The sequence below is a fragment of the Pedobacter sp. WC2423 genome, from assembly GCF_040822065.1.
Taxonomy (GTDB): Bacteria; Bacteroidota; Bacteroidia; order Sphingobacteriales; family Sphingobacteriaceae; genus Pedobacter.
Genome location: NZ_CP162005.1, coordinates 3,203,170 through 3,225,202 on the forward strand (window position 1 = coordinate 3,203,170; position 22,033 = coordinate 3,225,202).

Below are 22,033 nucleotides of genomic sequence, written 5' to 3' on the forward strand. Positions count from 1 at the left end.
TTATTATTATTTTTCCGCTCTGATCGCTTTGAACTCAGAACCTTCTTTCCATTTCGGATAAGTAGTTTCATGACTTAACCGGTAGCCCATATCAAATAATAAGCGTGCATCTTCCACCATTCCACTGTGGTCAGTGATCGCATCAGAATTATCAGCTGGTGCATGGTAACGTGATTTTGTATAATCGGCTACCTGTTTTAACCCCCATGCCCTCCCATGCTGAATATTATCTACTCCTGAACCAGTAAACAAAGACGGAATACCCACCTTGGCGAAGTTAAAATGGTCAGAACGGTAATACAGACCCGATGAAGGAACAGGATCCTTTACAATTACTCTGCCTTGTTTTTTTGCAGAAACCTCTGCGTAGTCTTCTAAATCTGACTGGCCATACCCATAAACAACGATATCTTTTGTTTTCCCGGCAATCCCCATCATGTCCATATTCATATCTGCAACCGTTTGACTAACCGGATAAACAGGATGTTTAGCATAATATGCTGAACCAATCAGTCCTTGTTCTTCTCCGGTAAAAGAGACAAATACGATGGAACGTTCAGGTTTGCGTGCTGATTTTTGAAAAGCAGACGCAATTTCCAGTAAAGCTGCTACACCTGTTGCATTGTCAACTGCTCCATTATAAATAGAATCACCATTTACTTTCTCACCAATCCCGAGATGATCCCAGTGGGCAGAATAAATGATATTTTCTTCTGGTCTTTTAGTACCGGGAATGATAGCCACTACATTATTTGATATTGACTTTTTAATTGTATTCTTTATCGTCAGAGAAGTAGTCAATTTTAAGCCAACCGCTTTGAAACCTGGTTTACCAGCTGCTTTAAAAATAGCTTCAGACTGGCCACCAAGCTTCAATAAAGATTTGGCAATGTCCATACTGATCCATCCTTCTACGATAGCTCTTGACCTGTTGTTATCCTTTTCTTCTGCTTGTAACTTGGATTTTGACCAGCCACTACGTACTACAGACCATGGATATGCCGCTGGTTCTGTATCATGGATAATCAATATACCAGCCGCTCCCCTGCGGGCTGCTTCTTCAAATTTATAAGTCCAGCGACCATAATAAGTCATGTTCTTTCCTCTGAACTGTGTTGAATCAGCAAAACCAGGATCATTAATCATGACCACTACAGTTTTTCCTTTCACGTCCAGACCTGCATAATCGTTCCATTTATATTCAGGAGCAACAATTCCATAACCTGCAAATACAAGATTGGAATTGGTCAGCTTTACTTCGGGCTGTACTCTTTTGGTCGCCGCAACGAAACCAGTCAGATAATCTGCAATCACTTCACCGGCAGCCCCTTTAAATATCATTTTACTTTCAGGAACAGATTTAATCTCGATCATCGGTACTTCCTGAAAATAACTATCTCCATTACCAGGTTTAAGTCCCAGTAAACTGAATTGTTCTTTCAGATAATGAATAGACCTGGTTTCTCCAATAGTGAACGGTTTACGACCTTGAAATTCATCAGAGGCCAAAACACGGATATGACTGGCAAAACTGGAATCATTAATCATTTTAATGGCTACAGAATCCGGAGAGGCATCTGCTTTACTTTTTTCACCTGGTTTACAGGCAGTAAAACACGAACCGGCAACGGCTAAATAAAGGATAGTTTTCTTCATGCTGACAAATTTCGCTCAATTTATTACAAATAATCAAAATTGCGGCAGCAGAAAAACGAAATACCCTTAAGGAATTTTAATTCAAAAGATTCCGCTGACCAATAAGCGGTCGAAAAATATTTTATCCATTTAACTGGTAAAATGCAATCGCATTTCCTCCAAAAAAAAGCTGCTGTTCTGAGGCAGAAAAAGAACTAAAATATGATTTCACCAATTCCATTACAGCTTTATAATTTCCTGCGGCTAAACATACCGGCCAATCTGACCCATACATAACCCTGTCTATACCAAAAGCATTAACGACTACATCCAAATAAGGAATAAAGTCTTCATTTGTCCATGCTTTCAGATCTGCCTCTGTGATCAGACCCGATATTTTACAGGAAACATGAGGATGCAAAGCAACCAATTCTATATCCCTTTTCCAATTCCTGATGTCTTTTTCTTTGATACCTGGCTTTGCGATATGGTCAATGACAAAACGCTGATCCGGAAACCGGGCCACAAATGCAGGAATAAATGGCAATTGATCCTGATGAATCAGAATGTCATAAGTGAATCCATGAGGTGCCAATAGCGCAATTCCATCCTGAAAAGATTGCTCCAGGCAAAGGTCACGTTGTGCTTCCCCTTGTAAAATATGCCTGAACCCCTTCAGTTTTTTAAACTGACTATAATTTTCAAGCTGTCTTTGAAGATCAGCAGCCTGAAGGTCTACCCAGCCTACCACCCCTTTAATAAAATCGTGCGAAGCAGCCAGCTGCAACAAGAATTCAGTTTCTTCAACCGACTGATCTGCTTGCACAGCAATACATCCGTCCACCTTGTTTTCCGCGAGAACCCCTGCAAGATGCTCAGGTAAAAAATCACGGCGGATTACAGCCATTTCTTCACTGATCCAGTCATGCCTGCGGGTATCATATTTCCAGAAATGCTGATGGGCATCAATTTTCATTTGCTATGATTTAAGGTGTAATGATCAATTCTAATGTGCCGTGGTCAATTTGATTTTCTTTACTTTCAGGTTAGTCAGCGCGAAATATAAGACCACTGCAAAACACGCAGCCGGTACAATATAGGCCGTATGAATATTGGTCATATCGGATACCTTACCCATGATCACAGGGAATACTGCTCCCCCCACAATAGCCATAATCACCAGAGAAGAACCTTCTTTCATTCTGGAACCCAACCCGCGGATACTCAGCGAAAATATAGTCGGGAACATAATTGACATAAAGAATTCAACACCTAATAAAGCATAAATCGCTGTCATACCATTAGTGGTTACCGCAGCAAAAATCAAAGCAATATTAATCACACTATAAATTGCCAGAAGTTTTGAAGGAGAAATATACTGCATTAAGAACGTTCCTATAAAACGGCCAGTCATAAATCCAAGTAATGCGCCAGAAAGATATAACGCGGCTGATTTCTCAGCGATTCCGGCCACCTGCGCAGAGAAACGGATAAAAAAGCTGGATACACAAACCTGTGCACCTACATAAAAAAACTGGGCAGTTACCCCAAGCATCAGATTTTTTTCTCTGAATAAAGAGACACTGCTATCTGAATCCCCTTCATGATCTTTAATTTCAGGCAATGGGGTCCTGATCAGAAAAACAGCAACCAGCAAGACCACCGCTCCGATAATTAAAAAAGGTATTTTAACAGAAGAGGCTTCATGATTCAGATAAATATTCAGCTGTTCCGGACTCATTGCAGCTTCTGCTTTTGCATCCAGTGTTTGTCCGGAGAGAATAAACATTCCTCCTAAAAATGGCGCCAGCGTAGAGGCAAGTCCGTTGAAAGATTGCGCAAAGTTCAGACGCTGTGTTGCCCCTTTTTCATCTCCCAGCACTGTAATATAGGGGTTAGCAGCCGTTTCCAGAAAAGCGAGTCCGCTGGCTATAATAAAAAGTGCAATTAAAAAGAATATATAAGACCTGGTGACTGCTGCGGGATAAAAAAGAAATGCACCCGTAGCAAATAACAATAATCCCAATACAATACCACCTTTATAGCCGAACTTTTTCATGAATTTACCCGCAGGAATTGCCAGCAGGAAATATGCGATATAAGAAGCAGAGTCTATCAATGCAGATTGTGTATCGGAAAGCTGACATGCTTTCTTTAAATGAGGGATAAGGATAGGATTTAGATTGAGTGCAAAGCCCCACAAAAAAAACAGGGAGATGATCAGTACTACAGCAAATTGATTCTTTCGCATTTTAATCGTTTATACGTTTTCGGTTTATATTGGTTAGGCTAAAGAAAGGATCTTTTCGTCAAAAAAAGCAATACCTGTTTATCCAGTTATTAAGCTATTTTAACATCGGCATGGATCCTGTTTCTAAATATAAACAGAAAAGCCCCGGTATTAAAATACCAGGGCCAGGAAAAAGCACTAATGAATTTTTTATTGATTTTTAGCTTCAGGATTATTAACCAGGTAAGGGAATAAAGATTCCAGTAATTGTATATAGATATCCATGCCCTCTTTAATCTCTTCGAGGTAAATAAATTCATCGGCAGTATGAGAACGGGCAGATTCACCAGGCCCCATTTTTACAGAAGGCATATCCAGCCAGCCCTGATCAGAACTTGTTGGAGAAATATAAGCCATCCTGCCAATAGAGAGCCCGGTTTTAACAATCGGGTGAAGCTGATCGATACAAGAAGGTTTCAATACCCCCGGGCGAACCGTAAACTCACAGAAAGTATGGTTCTGAATGATATGTAAAAGCTCTTTCTCGGTATAGGCATCCGTTAACCTGACATCTACTGTGAACTTACATTCCGAAGGAACAATATTATGTTGTATACCCGCATTTACTTCGGTAACGGTCATTTTCACAGGCCCCATTATGCTGGATTCAATGGGGAACACATAAGAAGAAAACCACTGAATATCTTTTAATGCTCTGTAAATCGCATTATCCCCTTCTTCCCGGGCTGCATGTCCGGAACGTCCAAAAGCAGTACAATCCAGAACCATTGAACCTTTCTCTGCAATAGCCATTTGCATATGTGTAGGCTCTCCGACAATAGCGAAAGAAACAGGCAGCAAATCATCTAATATAGATTTAAGCCCTTTTTCACCAGAGTTCTCTTCTTCGGCCGTTGCTGCTAAACAAATATTGAAAGGTAAATCTCTTCTTTTGAAGAAATGAAGAAAAGTTGCGATCAGTGAAATCAATGCTCCTCCGGCATCATTACTCCCCAGGCCATATAGCTTGCCATCACAAACTACCGGTTCAAAAGGATTTTTCGTATAAGCTGCTGCAGGACGAACCGTATCATGGTGTGAATTCAGCAAAATAGTAGGCTTGTTATGGTCGAAATGAAGATTATAACACCATATATTATTGTGCTTTCTTAGCGTAAATACATAATTATCCCGGAGAAACGATTCAATCAAATTTGCGGTCACTTGTTCTTGTCCGCTAAAAGAAGGTGCTGAAATTAATTTTTTTAATAATTCAAAGGATTCCACCTGATATGGAAAGAAAGAATCCTGATCAGTCTGGTATTCAAAATCTGTTTTCATAAATACAAAGATTAATTAGCTTCTGAAAAAATACATAGGAAAATGACTTAATACTTCGGCAGGAAGAGTATCTGCCTGCTCTTTTTCGGGATCGAATAACATAGCTGTACATAAACAGTTACATTTTTTCTTACCCTCCAGAATGTCATAATTTATACAGCTTTTACAGCCTTCCCAAAAGAATTCATCATGGGTAATGTCAGCGAAGGTAACGGGTTCAAAACCCAGGGCAGAGTTCATTTTCATGATTGCCGCACCTGAAGTAATACTGATAATTTTTGCCTCCGGATATATTCTTCGGGATAGCTTAAAAACTCTTTCTTTAATTGCTTTGGCTACGCCAGAATTTCTGAATGCAGGAGAAACAATCAAACCAGAGTTGGAAACGAATTTATTGTTTTCATAAGATTGAAAATAAGCAAACCCAACCCACTGCCCGCTGCTGGTCACAGCGATAACAGCCTGACCAGCACGCATTTTTTGCGCTATTGATTCAGGAGTACGTTTTGCAATCCCTGATCCTCTGACAATTGCAGAGGCCTCGGTTTCTTTAACTATTTCATCGGCATATCTGATATCATTTAATGTGGCAACACGCACAAATATCATTTGATTCTCCATTTGAGTCTAAATTTTTTTAAAAATCTAAACCCAAATGATATGCCCGGACGGACAATTCCTCATCAATCCTTTTTAAAGCTATTTAAAGGGGAATTATATTTTTCATGCTGAAGAAACCAGTGCCCGGACCTTTCCGAAATGGAAAGGTTCATTTTCATTTTAACAAGGCATAATCTGAAACTGGCTACAATTTCCTTAACAATAAACCAAAAGGGACTTTCGGCTCTATCCAGGTAGATTTTGGCGGAAGCAAAATCCCCTGCTGCGCAATATCCATTAACTGATCGGCATTCATCACAGCCAGGGTGAAAGCAATAGCCGCAGGGTTTTCTGCCAGGATCTGCTGAATCTGGCTCAATGCATCAGTGCCACCTACGGCAATTAACTGCGCATCAGTTTCCGGATTTTTAATATTAAACAAAGGTTCAAATACTTTTTGCTGCAACAGACAAGCATCTGGCATCTCATTTTTATCCACGAGCTTATAAACCATTCTGTACCATTTTTCTTCCATAAACAGCCCAAATTCACGCGGGTTTAAAGGGATTACGGGTTCGTTACGTGATGATTTTGTAACAGAAAACATCTTCTTCAATGTCCGGAATACCTGATCGATATAAACATCATCAGCCGGAATAATTACCCGGTGAGATCCTTTAATACTCAATTGATCGCTGGAAAGATAAAAAGAAGAGATATAATTAAAATTTCTTGCTTCTACTAAAGTTTTAGCTTCAATATTCCTGCATTTAGCGGCTGCTACCAGGCGATGATGGCCATCTGCAAGATAAACATGCTGTAACTCTGAAAAACATAAACTCAGCTGACGGATTGTCTTTAAATCATAAACCCGCCATATTCTATGAAAAATCTTATTGGAATAATAAACTGAACTGGCTTCAGCCTGCTTAATCTGATTCAACAGCGAACTGATTGTCCTGTCAGGCCGGTAAGTTAACAATAAAGGGTCTCCTTCCAGTCCCACTTCATTCCGGTAGTTCATTAAACTATAAGAATTACAGTTCAGGGTAGATTCATGGGTCTTGATATGTCCGCGGTCAAAATCATCCAGATCAGTAACTGCCCATACTCCTGTCTGTGTATGGGTACCTTTTGTGATTTCATAAATAAAAATACAAGGATGCTCTTCCTGGTAAAAATCACCTTTAAGCAGCATTCTCTTCAGGTTTTCCAGCAAATGTGCATTAGTCAGCTCTTTATTTTCAGGATGGCCATTATCCAGCATCCTGGCAATAAATCCGTTGCTTCCCCCATTACCGGAAGAAGCTTTGAGGGTTAACATTTTATCTAAATAAACTTCCTGAGGCCTTAACGCGACGAAAGGTCTAATTGTTGCCATATGATAATAAACTGTGTTTCTCGTAATCCTGCATACAGGCGACCAGTGCTTTTACAGCGTCCAGCCTTAATGCATTGTAAAGCGAAGCTCTGAAACCTCCCGCTGTCCGGTAGCCTTTGATCCCTACCATACCCCTTTCTGCAGCAAAAGACAGGAAATCTTCTTCCTTAGACTCATCATGCATTTTAAAACAAACATTAACTCTGGAACGGTGCGCCTGATCAGCCATTCCAAAAAACAGCGGATTTCTCTCGATCTCTGCATATAATAAACCTGCTTTAGCGATATTTTCTTTTTCAATCTCTGCAACTCCGCCATTAGCTTTTAACCATTGCAGGTTTAACATCGCCACATAAATAGCATATACAGGCGGGGTATTGAACATACTTTGATTGTCACGGTAAATCCGGTAATCTGACATCGAGGGAACCGGATGTTCCACCGTATCGAGTAATTCATTTTTCACTAAGACCAGTGTCATTCCTGCCGGGCCCATGTTTTTCTGTGCACCAGCATAAACCAGGTCAAACTGGCTGATTGGAATTACCCTGCTAAAAATATCAGAAGACATATCACAGATTAGTGGTACACCTAAATCAGGAAAGCCGAACATTGCTGTCCCCTCAATAGTATTATTGGAAGTACAGTGAAAATAGGCAGTATCTTTACTGACATCTCCAATTTCTGGTACTCTTGAATAACTGTCACCCGCAGAAGAGCCCACCACATCTACCCCGCCAAAATATTTCGCCTCCTTAATAGATTTATGTCCGAATAAGCCAGCATCAAGATACGCTGCTTTCTGATGTTTCTGTAAAAAATTTTGCGGAATCATCGAGAATTGTGTACTCGCGCCGCCTTGTAAAAACAGTACCGCATAATCTTCTGGTACTTCCAGAAGTTCTCTTACCAATTCTTCTGTTTTGCGCATTACTTCTTCGAATTCTGGAGAGCGGTGAGAAACTTCAAGGATAGACAGTCCGCTGTTATCCCAGTTTTTTACTGCTTCAGCAGCTTGTTCCAATACGCTGGGAGGAAGGATACAAGGTCCCGCCCCAAAATTATATTTAATCCGGATCGTCATCTCTAATTTATATTTGGTTTAAGAAACTCTTAAAGATGCAACAAAGATTACCCGATATCGTCCCCGACTTGAATTAAAGATAAATAAACTGATTACCAGCCAATTTTCAGAATAAAAAATTGGGAATCAGTAAAACGATACCTGTTCTGCAAAATAATGTTTTATACCTGGCGGATATAGATCAAATGAATGATTTGCAATTTAAGGGAACAAACGGGAGTCATTTTATGCGATTAGATTAATACCGGACAGCTGCGTATTTTCCAGGCTTTTTAGCAGGAAATAAACCAATATTCAAAGAGAAAGATACCCCTGCTGATTTTAAACTTGCATCCCCATAGCCAATTCCTGTCAATGGCAACTTTGCAAAAGGCTGCACACCTACGCTAACCGATGGAGTGAGCTGATGATCAAAACTAACTGACACATTCGCAATTCCAAAAAGATGTTGATTCTCATTGTCAATTTCCAGATTTGTAACCTTTGCCGCTGCCCCCTGCCCTGTTGTAATCTGATATTTTTCTTTCAGCATAAAATAACTGGAAACCCCGGTATTCAAACTTACCGATAGTTTTTTCTTGTTAAAGATCTTATAGTTCACATTCAATGGAATATCCAGTACATTACAGTCTGCATTGACCTGCCAGTCCGAACCCGGTACATAAGTAATATTTGCCCAGTTCCCTCCTCCAGAATTACCAGAATTATAGAACTTTCGCGCATAAACGGCTCCCGAAGTCATACTGATCTTCGATGTGAAAGCATAAGTAGCCAGCACACCAACATTAGAACTTACTTTAGAAGGCCTGCTTGATTTTGCAAAAGACATATCTGGCGCAGCCATGGCACTTAATATCAAATCGTTTTGTGGCTGTAAAGCTTTCTCCATTTTATTTTTTACGCTGCGTGCGATTTCTGAGGCCTCAACCCTTTCAAACGGATCTTTACTCTGCGCTAAAGCATTCGCCTTTCTGACCAGCATAGCGCTGTCTGTTTCCACTGCTGGAACTGCAGGTTTTGTTTTAGCATTCGCAGCAATAGTGGTTGCAGGGGTTAATACAGGAGATATAGGATTTGATACTATGGATGAAAAATCTAATAGCGGAGATGTAATCCCCACTAAAGGTGATGTTGCAGCGATCCCCTTATTTCCAGCAGAGCGTTCTAATGAAGAACCCGTTCCTGAAGAAACCGGTGTCATTCCTGCCAGCGAAAAATCTGTATGATCAGTGATATATCCATTTTGGATACCGGCAGATTTTCCCGTAACTGGCACTTTCACACCTGGCGCTTTCAATGAATCTACAGCCGTTAAAGGAACAAGTTCTTTCCCTGGTTTCACCACATGACTTGTTAACGGATCTTTAACGATCTGCTGATCTGAACTTACAGGAGCAAGGAAAATCAAGTATAAAGAGATCAGCAATACAGCGGCAATACTGCACGCAGTATATACCCATAATGGAATAACTCTTTTTTTCGTCTTCCCATCAAGCCTGCGCTCCATCTTTTCCCAGTTCATTTCATTGAAAGGGATCTCAGGATCACTTAACCTATCTCTAAATAGCTGATCTATATCGTTATCTTCATTCATCAGTATTTATTATTTTCTTTGCATTTCATTGTTAAAACCAGATTTATCTTCCATTATACCCAATGCCCCTTCCCTCAATCTGTTGTAAATCTGCAGTTCCTTCTGCTGGCTTGTTTACATTCAAGACTGCGAGCTTTTCTCTTAACTGTTGTCGTGCTTTAAATAGGTTAGATTTAGATGTTCCTGTTGATATTTTTAAGAGACTGGCTATTTCTTCATGCGAATAGCCATCAATAGCATATAAATTAAATACGGTACGATAAGCCGGTGAAAGTTTTTGGACTAAAACCAGTAAATCTTTATAAGCCAATTGCTCATAAACCGAAGCAGCCTGGCCAATTTCCTCATGATCATTTACGTCATCATGATCTGAAAACTTCAGATTCATCCGGTAACGATCAATTGCCGTATTTGTAATAATGCGCGCAAGCCATGGTTTAAAGGGTTTTTCAAGGTCATATTTTTCTATATGTGTAAAGACTTTCAGGAATCCATCATTTAATACTTCGGCAGCGTCAAAATCATTTAAAGCATACCGACGGCATATAGCCATGCAATAACTATAAAATTCTTTATAGAGTAAATACTGACTTGACCTTTCCTTCTTGATGCACCCGATAATGATACTTTGCACCTATTCTTATAATTTAACCTGAGCCATTTTCCTACCAATACGTCGCTTATAGACCAAAGGTTGCCAAACCTAATAATAAAATTTGTTTTTACACATAAAAACCTGTACCACAGACAATTATTTTTATTAACAATATTTATTTTCTATTCCACACAACCTTTAGCTCTTATTCGCCGTAACCGCAATAATTAAAAACATTATTAACATTTATCCTCAGCAACCATGAATTTATCTTTTAGAAAATGGATGGCTCTTTGCAGTTTAACATTGATAGTTATGCTCTCGGCCTGTTCAAAAAACAATGACTCCACACCTGGCGGACAAGATCCATATGGTAACACACCGGTCACCACACCAGCCACATCCAGCCTGGCTCTGACTACCAATGCAAAATTTGGCAGTATCCTGACCGATGCCAATGGAAAATCACTTTATGCTTTTGCTATTGATGCCAATGGTACATCAGGCTGTTCAGGCTCATGTGCGATTGCATGGATGCCTTATTATGCAGGAAACGAGACTGCTCCTACAGGAATTAAAGCAACAGATATCAGTACCATTACCCGTGCGGACGGCAAAAAACAAACTGTTTATAAAGGATGGCCTTTATACTATTTTTCCGGAGATACAAATAAAGGAGACGTAAATGGCGATGGTTCAGGCGGAACATGGTTTATTGCTAAACCGGATTACTCCGTAATGTTCGCAAACAATCAGCTGGTAGGCATTGACGGTAAAAATTATACTGCTGATGAAAAAGAAGGTACAGGAATTACCCAATACCTGACCGATGCAGCCGGCAGAACTTTGTATGCATATGCACCTGATAAGTTTAACCTGAATACCTATACTAAAGCCGATTTGAGTAATGATGGCGCCTGGCCTATCTATGAATCAGACGTGCTCAATGTACCCTCAGTAATCAAAAAAGATATGTTTGTACAGATTACAGCTGCGGGCAAAAAACAATTAACCTACAAAGGCCATCCACTATATTATTTCGGGCCGGACGCCAAACGCGGTGACACTAAAGGCGTCAACGTAGGCGCAGGTTTGTGGCCAATTCTTACTGTAAACACAATTGCATTAACACCTTAATTTAACCACTATGTCAAAATTCACCTATCCTGTGATTACGATCATGATGACTTTACTTATTTTATCAGCCTGTTCAAAAAACCAGGCTGATGAACCTAAACCTGTGGTACCGGAAAAACCCGGTACCAAGGTTTCTTATGCCGAAGTAATGCAACCGCTGCTTCAGGCTAAATGTGCCGGATGCCATGCTCCGGGTAACAGAGCCTCTGCTGCCTGGAGTTTTAATGGGTATACCTCTGTTACTGGTAATGCAGATAGAATCAAACAGGCTGTTTTAGTCAGTAAAACTATGCCGATCGGAGGAACACTCTCTGCCACAGAACTTCAATCTATTAAAGACTGGTTTGACCAGGGTATGCTCCAATAATTATTTAATCATCAAAATATGAAAACATACTATCTAATGAAAAGGGTATTACTCTTTATCTGCATTTGTCTATTCGCAATTCATGCCCGCGCCCAGGACATTTTAGTCAGTAAAAACGCATCTGTTTCTTTCTTTTCCAGTACAGTCGTTGAGGATATAGAAGGAAAAAGCAATACAGCCAGTTCTGTGATCAACGCTAAAACTAAAGAACTCATTTTTAAAGTCAGCAATACCTCATTTCAGTTCCCAAAAAAACTGATGCAAGAGCACTTTAATGAAAATTATATGGAAAGCGACAAATTTCCATTTTCCAAGTTCAGCGGAAAAATCACAGATGATGTTGACCTCAGCAAAGATGGAAATTACACCGTTTCTGTAGCAGGGAATCTGGATATTCATGGGGTAGTCAAGCCTTATAAATGCAAAGTAACCCTGGCCATCGCTCAGGGAGTAATTACGGCAAAAACAACCTTTAAAGTGAAAATCGAAGATCACAATATCAAAGTACCTTCTCTGGTTTTCAAGCATATTGCCGAATTCGTAGAAGTACGTTTATCCGCAGTATATCAACCTAAAAAACCATCCTGATTCTCATCAACTGACCACTTACGAAAATAGTATAAAATGATACAAAAACGATTAATGTTATTCTGGAAAAACCTACTGCTGACAGGACTTGTTCTCAGCAGCTTTCATGGTTTTGGACAAGACCTGGAAAAAGAACTGACCAATACGAACCCGGGTCATGAAAAAGTGTTTGCTACATTTAAAGACACTAAACTAATTAACGGGCACACCAATGAAACGATCCATAAAAATGAACTTGAATTCAAGGTTGATCACCGCTTTGGAGACATCGCAGGCAGCAACGGCGGATTAAAACAGTTCTTTGGACTTGACAATTCTACCGATGTAAGAATTGGTTTTGATTACGGGCTCACCGACAGGCTGAGTATTGGTCTGGCCAGGGCAAAAGGTGCAACAAATGTACAACAGTTATACGAAGGAAGCATAAAATATAGATTACTGGAACAGACTACGGATGATTATATTCCTGTTGCTGTTACCCTGTTTGGAAGCAATACAATTGCCGCAGTTAAGGCCAGTGATGATCCTGCCGCAGCTACAGCTTACCATAAATTCAGTGACCGGATGAATTTTGTCAGCCAGGTTATCCTGGCCAGGAAGTTTAATTCAAATTTCTCCTTCAGCCTTACGCCAACTTACGTGCATAAAAATTTTACTGCTTTCAGAGATCAGAATGATCTTTTTGCCATTGGGGCAGGTGCAAGAGCTAAAATCAGTAAACGCATGGCTATTGTGGTTGATTATTTTCTTCCGTTCCGCAATAAAGAAGACAAAGCTTACCTGGAACAAACCAGTGGAGTGAAATTTTATAACCCTTTAGGTGTAGGCCTTGAAATTGAAACTGGCGGACACGTTTTTCACCTGAACTTCACCAATGCCGCAGCGATAGAAGAGATGCAGTATATCTCGCAGACAACCAGTTCGTGGCTAAAAGGTCAGTATCGATGGGGTTTCAGTATTGCCAGAAGATTCTCTTTCAATAAGAACAAAAAAGAGAAAATATAGGCTTAATCTTTTTAGATTTTATGTGGTCATGAGGAATGATCACATAAAATCTATTTTAATTTTACAACTTCTCTTCCAGATTTGCTTTCGCAAAATCAAACCATTCTTTTCTCAAAATACTGAGAACAGCACTATCTCTTCTGCCTCCATGTCCATCAGGCATATGGTTACGAAGTACTCCTTCAAGTTTACAGCCAATACTTTTCATCGCAGCGAGACTTCTGTGGTTACTATTGTCTGCCCTGAATTCAACTCTTTCCATGCCCAGGTCTTCAAAGGCATACTTTAATAAAAGATATTTGCAATTTTTATTGAGCCCTGTACCCTGGAAATCACCACCATACCAGGTGTACCCCATGAGCAATGTTTTGAAAACTGGCTGTATATCATAATACCGTGTAGAACCAGCATAACTGTTGGTTTGCTTATCAAAAATAATAAAAGGATAAGATTTGTCTTTTTCCTTATCATCCATCGCCGCTTTGATATACGCAGTCAGATTTTCAGCACCGCCTGCACTTGACAACGAATAGTGCCATATTTCAGGTTCATTCAATGAAAAAGGCAGTAAATGTTCATGGTCGGCCAGCCTAAGCGGGCGGATTAAAGCACGTTCATTCTCTAATATAACAGTAGTTTCTTTCAGTAATTCGCTCATACCTTAAGGTAATAATTTTTCTTCGGGATGCTGTAAACAATTTTAAAACACCTGTTAATAACGGAAACTTAAAGAGATATAAGGATACCATCCTTCATCAGAATGTCCGGCAACAACACGGACAACCGTCATAGAAGCAGGTGCAAAATACAATCCCCCACCCACGCCATTGTGCCATTTAGTGGAGTCTTCTCCTTTTTTCCACACTCTTCCTATATCATGAAAACCAAGCAATCCAAATTGCCCCGGCAATACATAACTCACAAAATCTGCCAGTTTAATGCGCATTTCAAGGTTATTGTAAAAACTATGATCACCAGCAAACCGGAATTGACGGAAGCCCAGCAGCGTTCCTTCCCCACCTAAAAATGCAGACTGATAAAAGGGTTGTTTACCTACAGTTACTGCACCCCCAAAACGCTCTGCAATTACAAAATTAGCCCTGCTATCCAGATTTTTATACAAAGCCACACTTCCGGTAAACTGCCCATAGGTATTCGAATATTTATTCAGTCCCGTATAACCCTGCAATTTCAGATTGATATAACTTCCTAAAGAAGGCAGGATTTCATTGTTCCGGGTATTGTTGATAAAATTAACCACAACACCAGTATATAATTTATCTTTTGAGATAGTCAGGCTATCTGATGAGTGCAGGTTCGCACTGTTATTAATAAACCTTCCGGTATTGTCATCCTTGTTGAAACTATAATATTGAAAAGACGGCCCGATACTGAAAGAAGATTTTGTCCGTTTCCAACGCAATGCCGGATCAAATTGGTATAAACTAAACCTTGCGCGGTAATAGCTGATCCCATCAATAGAATTATCAAAAGAGGTTTCATTCCCCGCACCAAAGAAATTTTGTGTATTGTGCGGCGCATAAGCACTGGCCTGTAAAATTAAATCTGCTTTCCCGAAAGTGTGCATCCATTCCCCGCGGTAGTCAAACTTAAAAGCTTTTGTACTAAAAGAGTGGATAAAAGAAAACTGCTGTATATTTCCATAAGGGAATTTTCTGAATCCAGGATTCATAAATTTAACAGAGAAGCCTAATGATAATCCATCATCTTTGTTAAATCCGCCATTCAGCAAATACATACTTCTGTGGTATAGGTCTGTTTGCTTGTAAGAAACATTGCCAGTATCATTAGATAATATTTTAGTAAATCTGCCGGCATCTCCCGTAAAAACAGCACTATCAACCTTATCGTAAAGTTTTACCCGATGATAAGAGTTTTCTACATGATAAGCTTTAACTCCATGACCACCGATAATGCGTAATTGAATATCAGTTCCTTTATTGTTTAAAATAAGACTATCATTTCCATTGTGAGTATATAACCTGATTTCTTTCGTAATTTTCGGATCAAAGGTCTTGATGAACATTTGCTCTTTTACCTTTTTATTTTTAGATAACTGGTGTATATTCACTGTTAACCCGCCACCAGCAGCATCCGAAATTTCTATCAGTTCTCCTTTATCACTCGCCTGTATGTCTACAATTTTATTTAAGAAATGATAATATTCATTCATCATCGCAGGTAATTTCGCTCTTCTTTCTTTCAATTGTGCCAGCAGCTGGTCATGACGTAAAGAATACCCCGGTTCGGGCAACTTCTTCAATGCTTTTTCCATCACCTGATCTGTTAAATCAGCACAAAAAGTATGAATAATATCCATCCACTGTTTTTCTGATAACTGACTTAATAAACGGGTAGCCATTGCCCGGCTTTCCCAGACAAACCAGTTGACATCATTCACATTTCTTTCATAGCCTTGAATCATTGGCAGCAGGTAAGAAGACTGTGCATAGCGCGGAATGAGTCCCTGACTCAGATAAAATACCTGGTCACGGTCACGTGGGACTGGCTGATAAACTTCTCTTTCGCCTGTTTTATCCAGCGTCCATCTCCACTGATCAAAATGTCTGTCCCAATCTCCGATCACTATATCCAATGCTTTTGCTCTCAGGTATTGAGGCCCGTCATAAGTATAGTCGTTGTCTTTGGCCAGTTTCTTATACATTTTATAAGTGTTATCAGACTTACCGGTTGGTTCTCTTTCTTCCAGAAGACAAAGTGTATTTTCAAATACTCTTCCGTACTTACCCAGATTAGCATCCGGAGAGATCCATCCGATAATTGGATTAGCGTGTGCTACCCCAACGGCTTCAGCGATATCCGGCACAATTAATGCCGAAAACGGATGCTGTGCAGACATGTTATCTTTTAAAATATCCTTCGCAAAAGTTTCCCTCAGATTCTCTGGCAACAACGATTCAGGATATTTCTCTACACTTCTTAGTACCCATTCTTTTCCTTGCTTATCCACCATACGCAAAGAGTGTGACTGAAATCCACCACCCCGCTGTAATGGTGTCAGCCCTCCTTTAATCTCAGAAAGCCTGATCACTTGTACTTTAGTTTCCAGCGCGTATTCTTTCCTGTAATTCTCTCCGAAAAAGAACCGGTGAACTTTACTTACACTATCATATTTTGGATATATTTTGATAGAAATACTATCTTTTGTGATCACTTTTACTGTATTCCCGGATTCACGGGCAACAGGTACAAAAGGTTTAGTATAACTGTATACTTTTTTGACACCACCCTCTGTATATACATAAAAATCGTAACGCATATCATTATTCATCAGCAAATCGGCAGTTACATAACCTTGTTCGGATTCCTGAAAAATAGAGTTTTTCCCTTTTTTATTAGCAGAATGTTTAGCTCCGCCACCACTCACCACCTGTAGATTAAGCTGTTCACTTTTGATCAGCTGTAAACCATGATCATGTCCTGAAAAATAAGTAAGATTCGGATAAGCACCGAAAACCCCGTTTATCTTTTTAATCATATCCTTATAAAAGGGATGCTTCAGGTCTTCCGGACTCAAAAACGAAGAGCGCAGTAATGGATACAATGAACCGATAATGGGCAAAGGGATATATAGATTTTTATTCAGTGAGGTTAATGGGAAAATATGGTTTTTTAAGCTGAAATATCCACCGTGCGCGCCGTAGCTCTGCAATGGGTGATGATCGGCAAATAATATGACCTTTCCCCTGTTGGCTTCCAGCAATTCCTGCATCCAGGCAATTACATCATCTTTAGTCTTGCAGCTGCATTCAGATTCAGGGTTTTGTTTGGCGTAAGGATATAACCACCATTCGCTATCAAAAGCAATAATCGTTAAGTTGTCTGTGAGTTGGATCGCTGTCGGATCAGGACATCCGTTTGGCGGAATCATTTTTAATAAAGAGTCATTTTGCTCAGCCAGGTATTCTCCCTGACGGATGATTTTAGCCAAGCCATCCGGTCCCATTTTATCCCAATCGTGGTTTCCCGGAATAAAATAGACCGCAGCTCCCATTTGACGCATCGGCTGAAATTGAGATTGCAGAATCTGTTTGGTCGTTTCTTCTTCTTTACTTCCGGGTAAACCCATTCCTCTTGGATAGATATTATCTCCCAGGTACATCACTGTAGTTTTTCCGGCAATGACATGTTTAGCCGCATTTTTTAAAGACTCTCTTTGTGCAACATTCATTTCTCCGGCATCACCAATAAAAATGACCCGGTATTTTATAGAATCTTGTGCATTAACAAAAGCAGCACTGAATAAAAAGAAGAGTAAGAGCGTAGCATTTTTCATTTGCGGATAACATTTTATATGATGTTATAAAATTACAGCATTTCTAACAAAATAAAAGATTAAAACATGATGGTAGTTCAATCTACCTCTAATAAAAAGCCAGAAATGTTTAATAGCTACCCTTCTTTGATATTGTTCAAATTAGTCATACCTTTTATCGCCAATCAATAAGACCAGACTAAAACAACCTCATTATGGAATATTCAGTGCTTCAACCACGAAAACCTGAACATATTGCATTAAGCTTTTCAGGTGGTGGTTTCCGGGCAGCATCTTACGCACTGGGCTGTTTGTCCTATATGGAGACTGTTTATATTGATGGTAAAAAGCTGACCTCACTTGTTCATTTTATTTCTTCTGCATCGGGCGGAACCATTACCAACCTGGCCTATACTGTCAGCCAGCGAAAGGGACAATCTTTCGCTGACTTTTATGCCAGCATGAACAAGCATATTTTGCATGGGACCAAATTAATTGACCGTGTTTTTAAGATCCTCAATGCTGAAAGCGCCTGGAAAAAGCGTCCTGGTAAATCAAGAAATATCATCAATGCTTTTTCAATTGCCTACGATGAACTGCTTTTTAAAGAAGAAGTGTTTGGTATTTACTGGAACCCTGTTAAAAATGGCGTTAAAGAAGTTTGCGCCAATGCCACAGAATTTGATAATGGTATGCTCTTTCGTTTCCAGAATGCGGGTTTACCAGGAAATAAATTCCTAAGATTTAAAGCACAACACGCTGCACTGGAAACCCTGAAAAAGATTAAGCTCGCAGATATATTAGCCTGTTCTTCCTGTTTCCCGGTAGGCTTTGAACCTTTCGTATTTCCGAATGATTTCACCTATACTCAATTAAGTAAAAGCGAACTGGAAGCTGCAATTAAAACAGACCCGCGTTTTTCCCCTGATAAAGGAGAACAAGCGATCATACCTCCTGCTCATTTTGTATTAATGGATGGTGGAATTGATGATAACCAGGGGATCGATTCTTTTACAAAAGCAGAAGAAAGACTTCAGAACAAAAATGTATTCGGCTATGACCTGTACATTACCTGTGATGTAAGCAGTAACTATACCAGTGGCTATAATTTCCCTGAGGAAAATAAAAAGAGCTGGCTGCAAAGGCTTAACCTTTTACAATACCTGCTGATTTTAATCCTGTTCACTGGAATATGTATCACTGGAGTACTAACTAAAACCTATGTTGAATTATCATTTTCACTTTTAGGAATCAGTTCTGCCTTACTGCTGACCACGATCTGTTTTTCCATTACTGGTTTCCTTGCCTATCAAAAAGTGCAGGAAAAGAAACAGACCTATGGCATCGTTATTCTTGGGCGTATTTCATATTTCTTACGCCTGCGGCTCAGTGTTCTTTTACAGCTGATTATTTCACGTGCCACCTCAGTAGCTTATCTTTCAGCCATTGTATTTCTAAAAAAAATAAGAAGAGTATCTTACGATAGATTATTTGAGAAGATCTCTGAGCGGAAGCTCAAAGCCGATGGTACCTTATTGAAAAAGGGGGAACAAGAAAGTTTAGTGCAGCAAATAGAATTGAAACATTGGCGGCAATTCACCCTGATGAATGCGATCTACTTGCTGAGTCCTAAAAATGACTTTCAGCGAATTGCAGATCTTAAAAGTGAACCCTGGTACAAAAATAACCTGACTGTACAGATCAATGGAAAAAAAATGAACCTGAACGAACTGATGAAGCCCACCCTGGTTTTACAGCAGGTAGCTGAACTCGCCACAGAAATGGATACTTCACTCTGGTTCGACAAAAATCATCTGGCAGAGAACAGACCTGCAGCATTGATTGCAACCGGGCAGTTTACAACGTGCTACAGTTTGTTGCGTTATGCTTTCAGATTTGATCAGAATGATCCCTACTGGGGTGATCTTCAAAACAGGCTGGCACAAGACTGGTGGGATTTTAATCAATCACCATTTCAGCAATACAATAAATCCTGATTTCCTTTACTGGTCAAGCCATTTTTTAAAAGCTTCTGCTCTTTCTTCACTAACAACAACCTCCACATTTTCTGGTTTTGGAGACAAATGTATTCTGACCCGGTTCCGGGAAAGTTTATACATTTCTTTAATTGCATTGATATGGATGATAAACTTCCTATTGATCCGGAAGAAATTATCCTGATCCAGTTTGGGTTCCAGACTCCCAATAGTTTCTTCAATAATATAGTTTTGCTGATCTTTAGTCACCAGGAAAAGATACTTATCATCGGCCATAAAATAAGCGACCTGATCGGCAGGCACTGTTTTGATCAGCTTACCAACCTTCACCATAAACCGGTTACGCGTTTTTCCTAATACATCTTCCACCTTTTGCACCAGTGCAGGAGTATTGACACTGCTGGTCTGGCGGATATTATTCAGTTTCGTTAATGCACTACGTACATCTTCTTCGTCAAAAGGTTTAAGCAGATAATCAATCCCCTGATTTTTAAAAGCCTTTAAAGTATATTGATCGTATGCCGTAGTGAAGATAACCGGACTGCTGACTTCTACCTTCTGGAAAATCTGGAAACTTTCTCCATCACCCAAATGGATGTCCATAAACAAAAGATCTGCCTGATGGTGTTGTAGCCAGTTTACCGCAGCTTCTACTGTTCCGACAACTGCATGTACCTGTATTTCGGGATTAATGTGTACGAGCATATTCTGCAAGGTGATTGCAGCGAGTTCTTCGTCCTCAATAATCAGTACAGTCATGCTTGGATTGCTTAACTGTAAATGTAAAAAAAAACTCCGGCCTGCAAAAACAGACCGGAGTTAAATGTATCATTTGATAATCTATATGCTATCTATAATAGATTTGGGTTATTCACGATCGCATCCTTAGGGAATCTCAATGTATATCTTGGATCGTTTAGCTGTAAAGTATAAGTTGTGCCCGATATGGTATGCGTCAAAGCAGGCTGTCCATATCTTCTTAAATCATACCAGCGATGACCTTCTAAAGCTAATTCTCTTTCACGCTCTGCATAAATCTCCTTTAGCAGCTCTGTTTTCGCTAAAGCCTGAATTCTCGTTTGCTCTGTCAGGAAATAAGCAGGCTTTAAACGCTTAGCCTTAAGTGCCAGTAAACTTTCCGTTGCCAGCGCAGTATTCCCGGTTTGTAAAGCTGCTTCGGCCTGGATCAGATAGAGTTCTCCGTTACGGAAAGAAATCTTAGTTTCGTTTCCTGTTGTTTTCTGAGAAACGTAACCTTTGCTTGATTTACTGAAGTACATTGGAAAACGAAGATCATTCTCCTGATTATAAATATTAAGCAAATGTGATGAGATAAAGAAAGACTGCGCTACAGAAACCACTAATGTTTTCTCCATCGACAGGATATTCTCTTTAGCCTGATAATGATTGGGTAATTTACTACCCTCAACATTCAGGTCTTCCAACTGATTGTTGATTGCTAAAGCCTGCTGAGCAGCAGCTAATGAATTGTTCCAGTCTCCTTTAAATTCATAAACTCTGGCTTTCAGCGCCAGTGCCGCACGCGTCGTAAAACGATAGTTCTTTCCAGCCTCGAAGGTAGCTACATTTAATAATTTCTGACCTTCATTGATATCTTCAATCACCTGATTATAAACAGCCTCAATAGTAGCAGGAGCGTATTTTTGTTCCAGATCCATTTTGATTGATAAAGGTATCCCACGATCAGTTCCAGCAGTAGCCGCCAGGTAAGGTTTCGCATATACATTCAGTAATTCAAAGTGGCTATACGCTCTTAATAAGTAAGCCTCTCCTTTTAACTGATCTGTTTCTGCACTTTTACCTGCCTTCTCCTGCACTTCCGCAATCACTTCATTGGCATAAAATATAGTTTTATAAAATTCCAGGTATTGGAAAGAGGTTGTTACAGGATCCGGAGAAGCATCATTCCATTTAAAAAGATCACGATAAAATGCGATATCATTACCAGATTCATCGATAGCCAATTCATCTGTCCTTATAGCCAAAAGTGATTTATTAGTGGAGAATCCAGCATAGGCTGTATTCAGTAAATCCCTGAAATCATTTGCAGTTTTAGGGACAACTTTTCCTACGGGTTCTATATCTAAATATTTTTTACAACTGCCCAGGGTGAGTAACACCAATAGCACAGCAGATAATTTTATAATTTTCTTCATTTTGA

General features: G+C 39.7%; 18 protein-coding genes. 5 read left to right on the top strand and 13 right to left on the bottom strand.

Annotation, left to right across the window (positions count from 1 at the left end):
* Positions 1–6: 6 nt before the first annotated feature.
* The 9 genes from AB3G38_RS13140 to AB3G38_RS13180 all read right to left on the bottom strand — a co-directional run bounded on the left by AB3G38_RS13140 (position 7) and on the right by AB3G38_RS13180 (position 10,418).
* Positions 7–1,656, bottom strand: a complete 1,650-nt coding sequence (locus tag AB3G38_RS13140; RefSeq protein ID WP_367864356.1) for a M28 family metallopeptidase — start codon at positions 1,654–1,656, stop codon at positions 7–9.
* Positions 1,657–1,777: 121 nt separating this feature from the next.
* Positions 1,778–2,611 (bottom strand): amidohydrolase, encoded by an 834-nt coding sequence (locus AB3G38_RS13145; protein ID WP_367864357.1) that lies wholly within the window; start codon positions 2,609–2,611, stop codon positions 1,778–1,780.
* Positions 2,612–2,641: 30 nt separating this feature from the next.
* Positions 2,642–3,886, bottom strand: a complete 1,245-nt coding sequence (gene fucP, locus AB3G38_RS13150; protein WP_367864358.1) for an L-fucose:H+ symporter permease — start codon at positions 3,884–3,886, stop codon at positions 2,642–2,644.
* A 189-nt stretch (positions 3,887–4,075) separates the two neighbouring features.
* Positions 4,076–5,206 carry a M20 family metallo-hydrolase gene (locus AB3G38_RS13155; RefSeq protein WP_367864359.1) on the bottom strand — a complete coding sequence of 377 codons (1,131 nt, stop codon included), beginning with the start codon at positions 5,204–5,206 and terminating at the stop codon, positions 4,076–4,078.
* Positions 5,207–5,221: 15 nt separating this feature from the next.
* A complete protein-coding gene (locus AB3G38_RS13160; protein WP_367864360.1) occupies positions 5,222–5,827 on the bottom strand; it encodes a GNAT family N-acetyltransferase in 606 nt (201 codons plus the stop codon).
* A 184-nt stretch (positions 5,828–6,011) separates the two neighbouring features.
* Positions 6,012–7,187, bottom strand: coding sequence for a DUF1015 family protein (locus AB3G38_RS13165; protein WP_367864361.1), 1,176 nt, complete (start codon positions 7,185–7,187; stop codon positions 6,012–6,014).
* Complete coding sequence (serC, locus tag AB3G38_RS13170; RefSeq protein ID WP_367864362.1) at positions 7,174–8,271, bottom strand: 3-phosphoserine/phosphohydroxythreonine transaminase; 1,098 nt, start codon at positions 8,269–8,271, stop codon at positions 7,174–7,176. The genes AB3G38_RS13165 and serC overlap by 14 nt, the downstream gene beginning before the upstream one ends.
* 238 nt (positions 8,272–8,509) lie before the next feature.
* A complete protein-coding gene (locus AB3G38_RS13175; protein ID WP_367864363.1) occupies positions 8,510–9,865 on the bottom strand; it encodes a hypothetical protein in 1,356 nt (451 codons plus the stop codon).
* 43 nt (positions 9,866–9,908) lie between these two features.
* Complete coding sequence (locus tag AB3G38_RS13180) at positions 9,909–10,418, bottom strand: RNA polymerase sigma factor (protein WP_367864364.1); 510 nt, start codon at positions 10,416–10,418, stop codon at positions 9,909–9,911.
* 303 nt (positions 10,419–10,721) lie between these two features.
* On the opposite strand from AB3G38_RS13180, the gene AB3G38_RS13185 reads away from it, so the two are divergent.
* From AB3G38_RS13185 to AB3G38_RS13200, 4 genes are read left to right on the top strand one after another with little or no spacing between them, the layout of a single operon-like run.
* On the top strand, positions 10,722–11,597 hold the full coding sequence (locus AB3G38_RS13185; protein WP_367864365.1) for a hypothetical protein: 876 nt from the start codon (positions 10,722–10,724) through the stop codon (positions 11,595–11,597).
* A 10-nt stretch (positions 11,598–11,607) separates the two neighbouring features.
* Positions 11,608–11,964, top strand: coding sequence for a cytochrome c (locus AB3G38_RS13190; RefSeq protein ID WP_367864366.1), 357 nt, complete (start codon positions 11,608–11,610; stop codon positions 11,962–11,964).
* Between the two features lie 36 nt (positions 11,965–12,000).
* On the top strand, positions 12,001–12,552 hold the full coding sequence (locus AB3G38_RS13195) for a YceI family protein (protein WP_367864367.1): 552 nt from the start codon (positions 12,001–12,003) through the stop codon (positions 12,550–12,552).
* A 36-nt stretch (positions 12,553–12,588) separates the two neighbouring features.
* A complete protein-coding gene (locus tag AB3G38_RS13200; RefSeq protein WP_367864368.1) occupies positions 12,589–13,557 on the top strand; it encodes a DUF5777 family beta-barrel protein in 969 nt (322 codons plus the stop codon).
* A gap of 61 nt (positions 13,558–13,618) precedes the next feature.
* Here AB3G38_RS13200 and AB3G38_RS13205 read toward each other — a convergent pair whose 3' ends face one another.
* Both AB3G38_RS13205 and AB3G38_RS13210 read right to left on the bottom strand, forming a co-directional pair.
* Positions 13,619–14,215, bottom strand: coding sequence for a GNAT family N-acetyltransferase (locus tag AB3G38_RS13205; RefSeq protein ID WP_367864369.1), 597 nt, complete (start codon positions 14,213–14,215; stop codon positions 13,619–13,621).
* A 54-nt stretch (positions 14,216–14,269) separates the two neighbouring features.
* The gene (locus tag AB3G38_RS13210; protein WP_367864370.1) at positions 14,270–17,875 is read right to left on the bottom strand and encodes a BamA/TamA family outer membrane protein; all 3,606 of its coding nucleotides are present in this window, start codon (positions 17,873–17,875) and stop codon (positions 14,270–14,272) included.
* Between the two features lie 194 nt (positions 17,876–18,069).
* Here AB3G38_RS13210 and AB3G38_RS13215 point away from each other — a divergent pair, with 194 nt between their 5' ends.
* Positions 18,070–19,851 (top strand): patatin-like phospholipase family protein, encoded by a 1,782-nt coding sequence (locus tag AB3G38_RS13215; RefSeq protein WP_367864371.1) that lies wholly within the window; start codon positions 18,070–18,072, stop codon positions 19,849–19,851.
* Positions 19,852–19,857: 6 nt separating this feature from the next.
* Here the strand turns inward: AB3G38_RS13215 and AB3G38_RS13220 are convergent, their stop codons facing one another.
* Positions 19,858–20,610, bottom strand: coding sequence for a LytR/AlgR family response regulator transcription factor (locus tag AB3G38_RS13220; protein WP_367864372.1), 753 nt, complete (start codon positions 20,608–20,610; stop codon positions 19,858–19,860).
* A 92-nt stretch (positions 20,611–20,702) separates the two neighbouring features.
* Positions 20,703–22,028, bottom strand: coding sequence for a RagB/SusD family nutrient uptake outer membrane protein (locus AB3G38_RS13225; RefSeq protein WP_367864373.1), 1,326 nt, complete (start codon positions 22,026–22,028; stop codon positions 20,703–20,705).
* Positions 22,029–22,033: the final 5 nt, after the last annotated feature.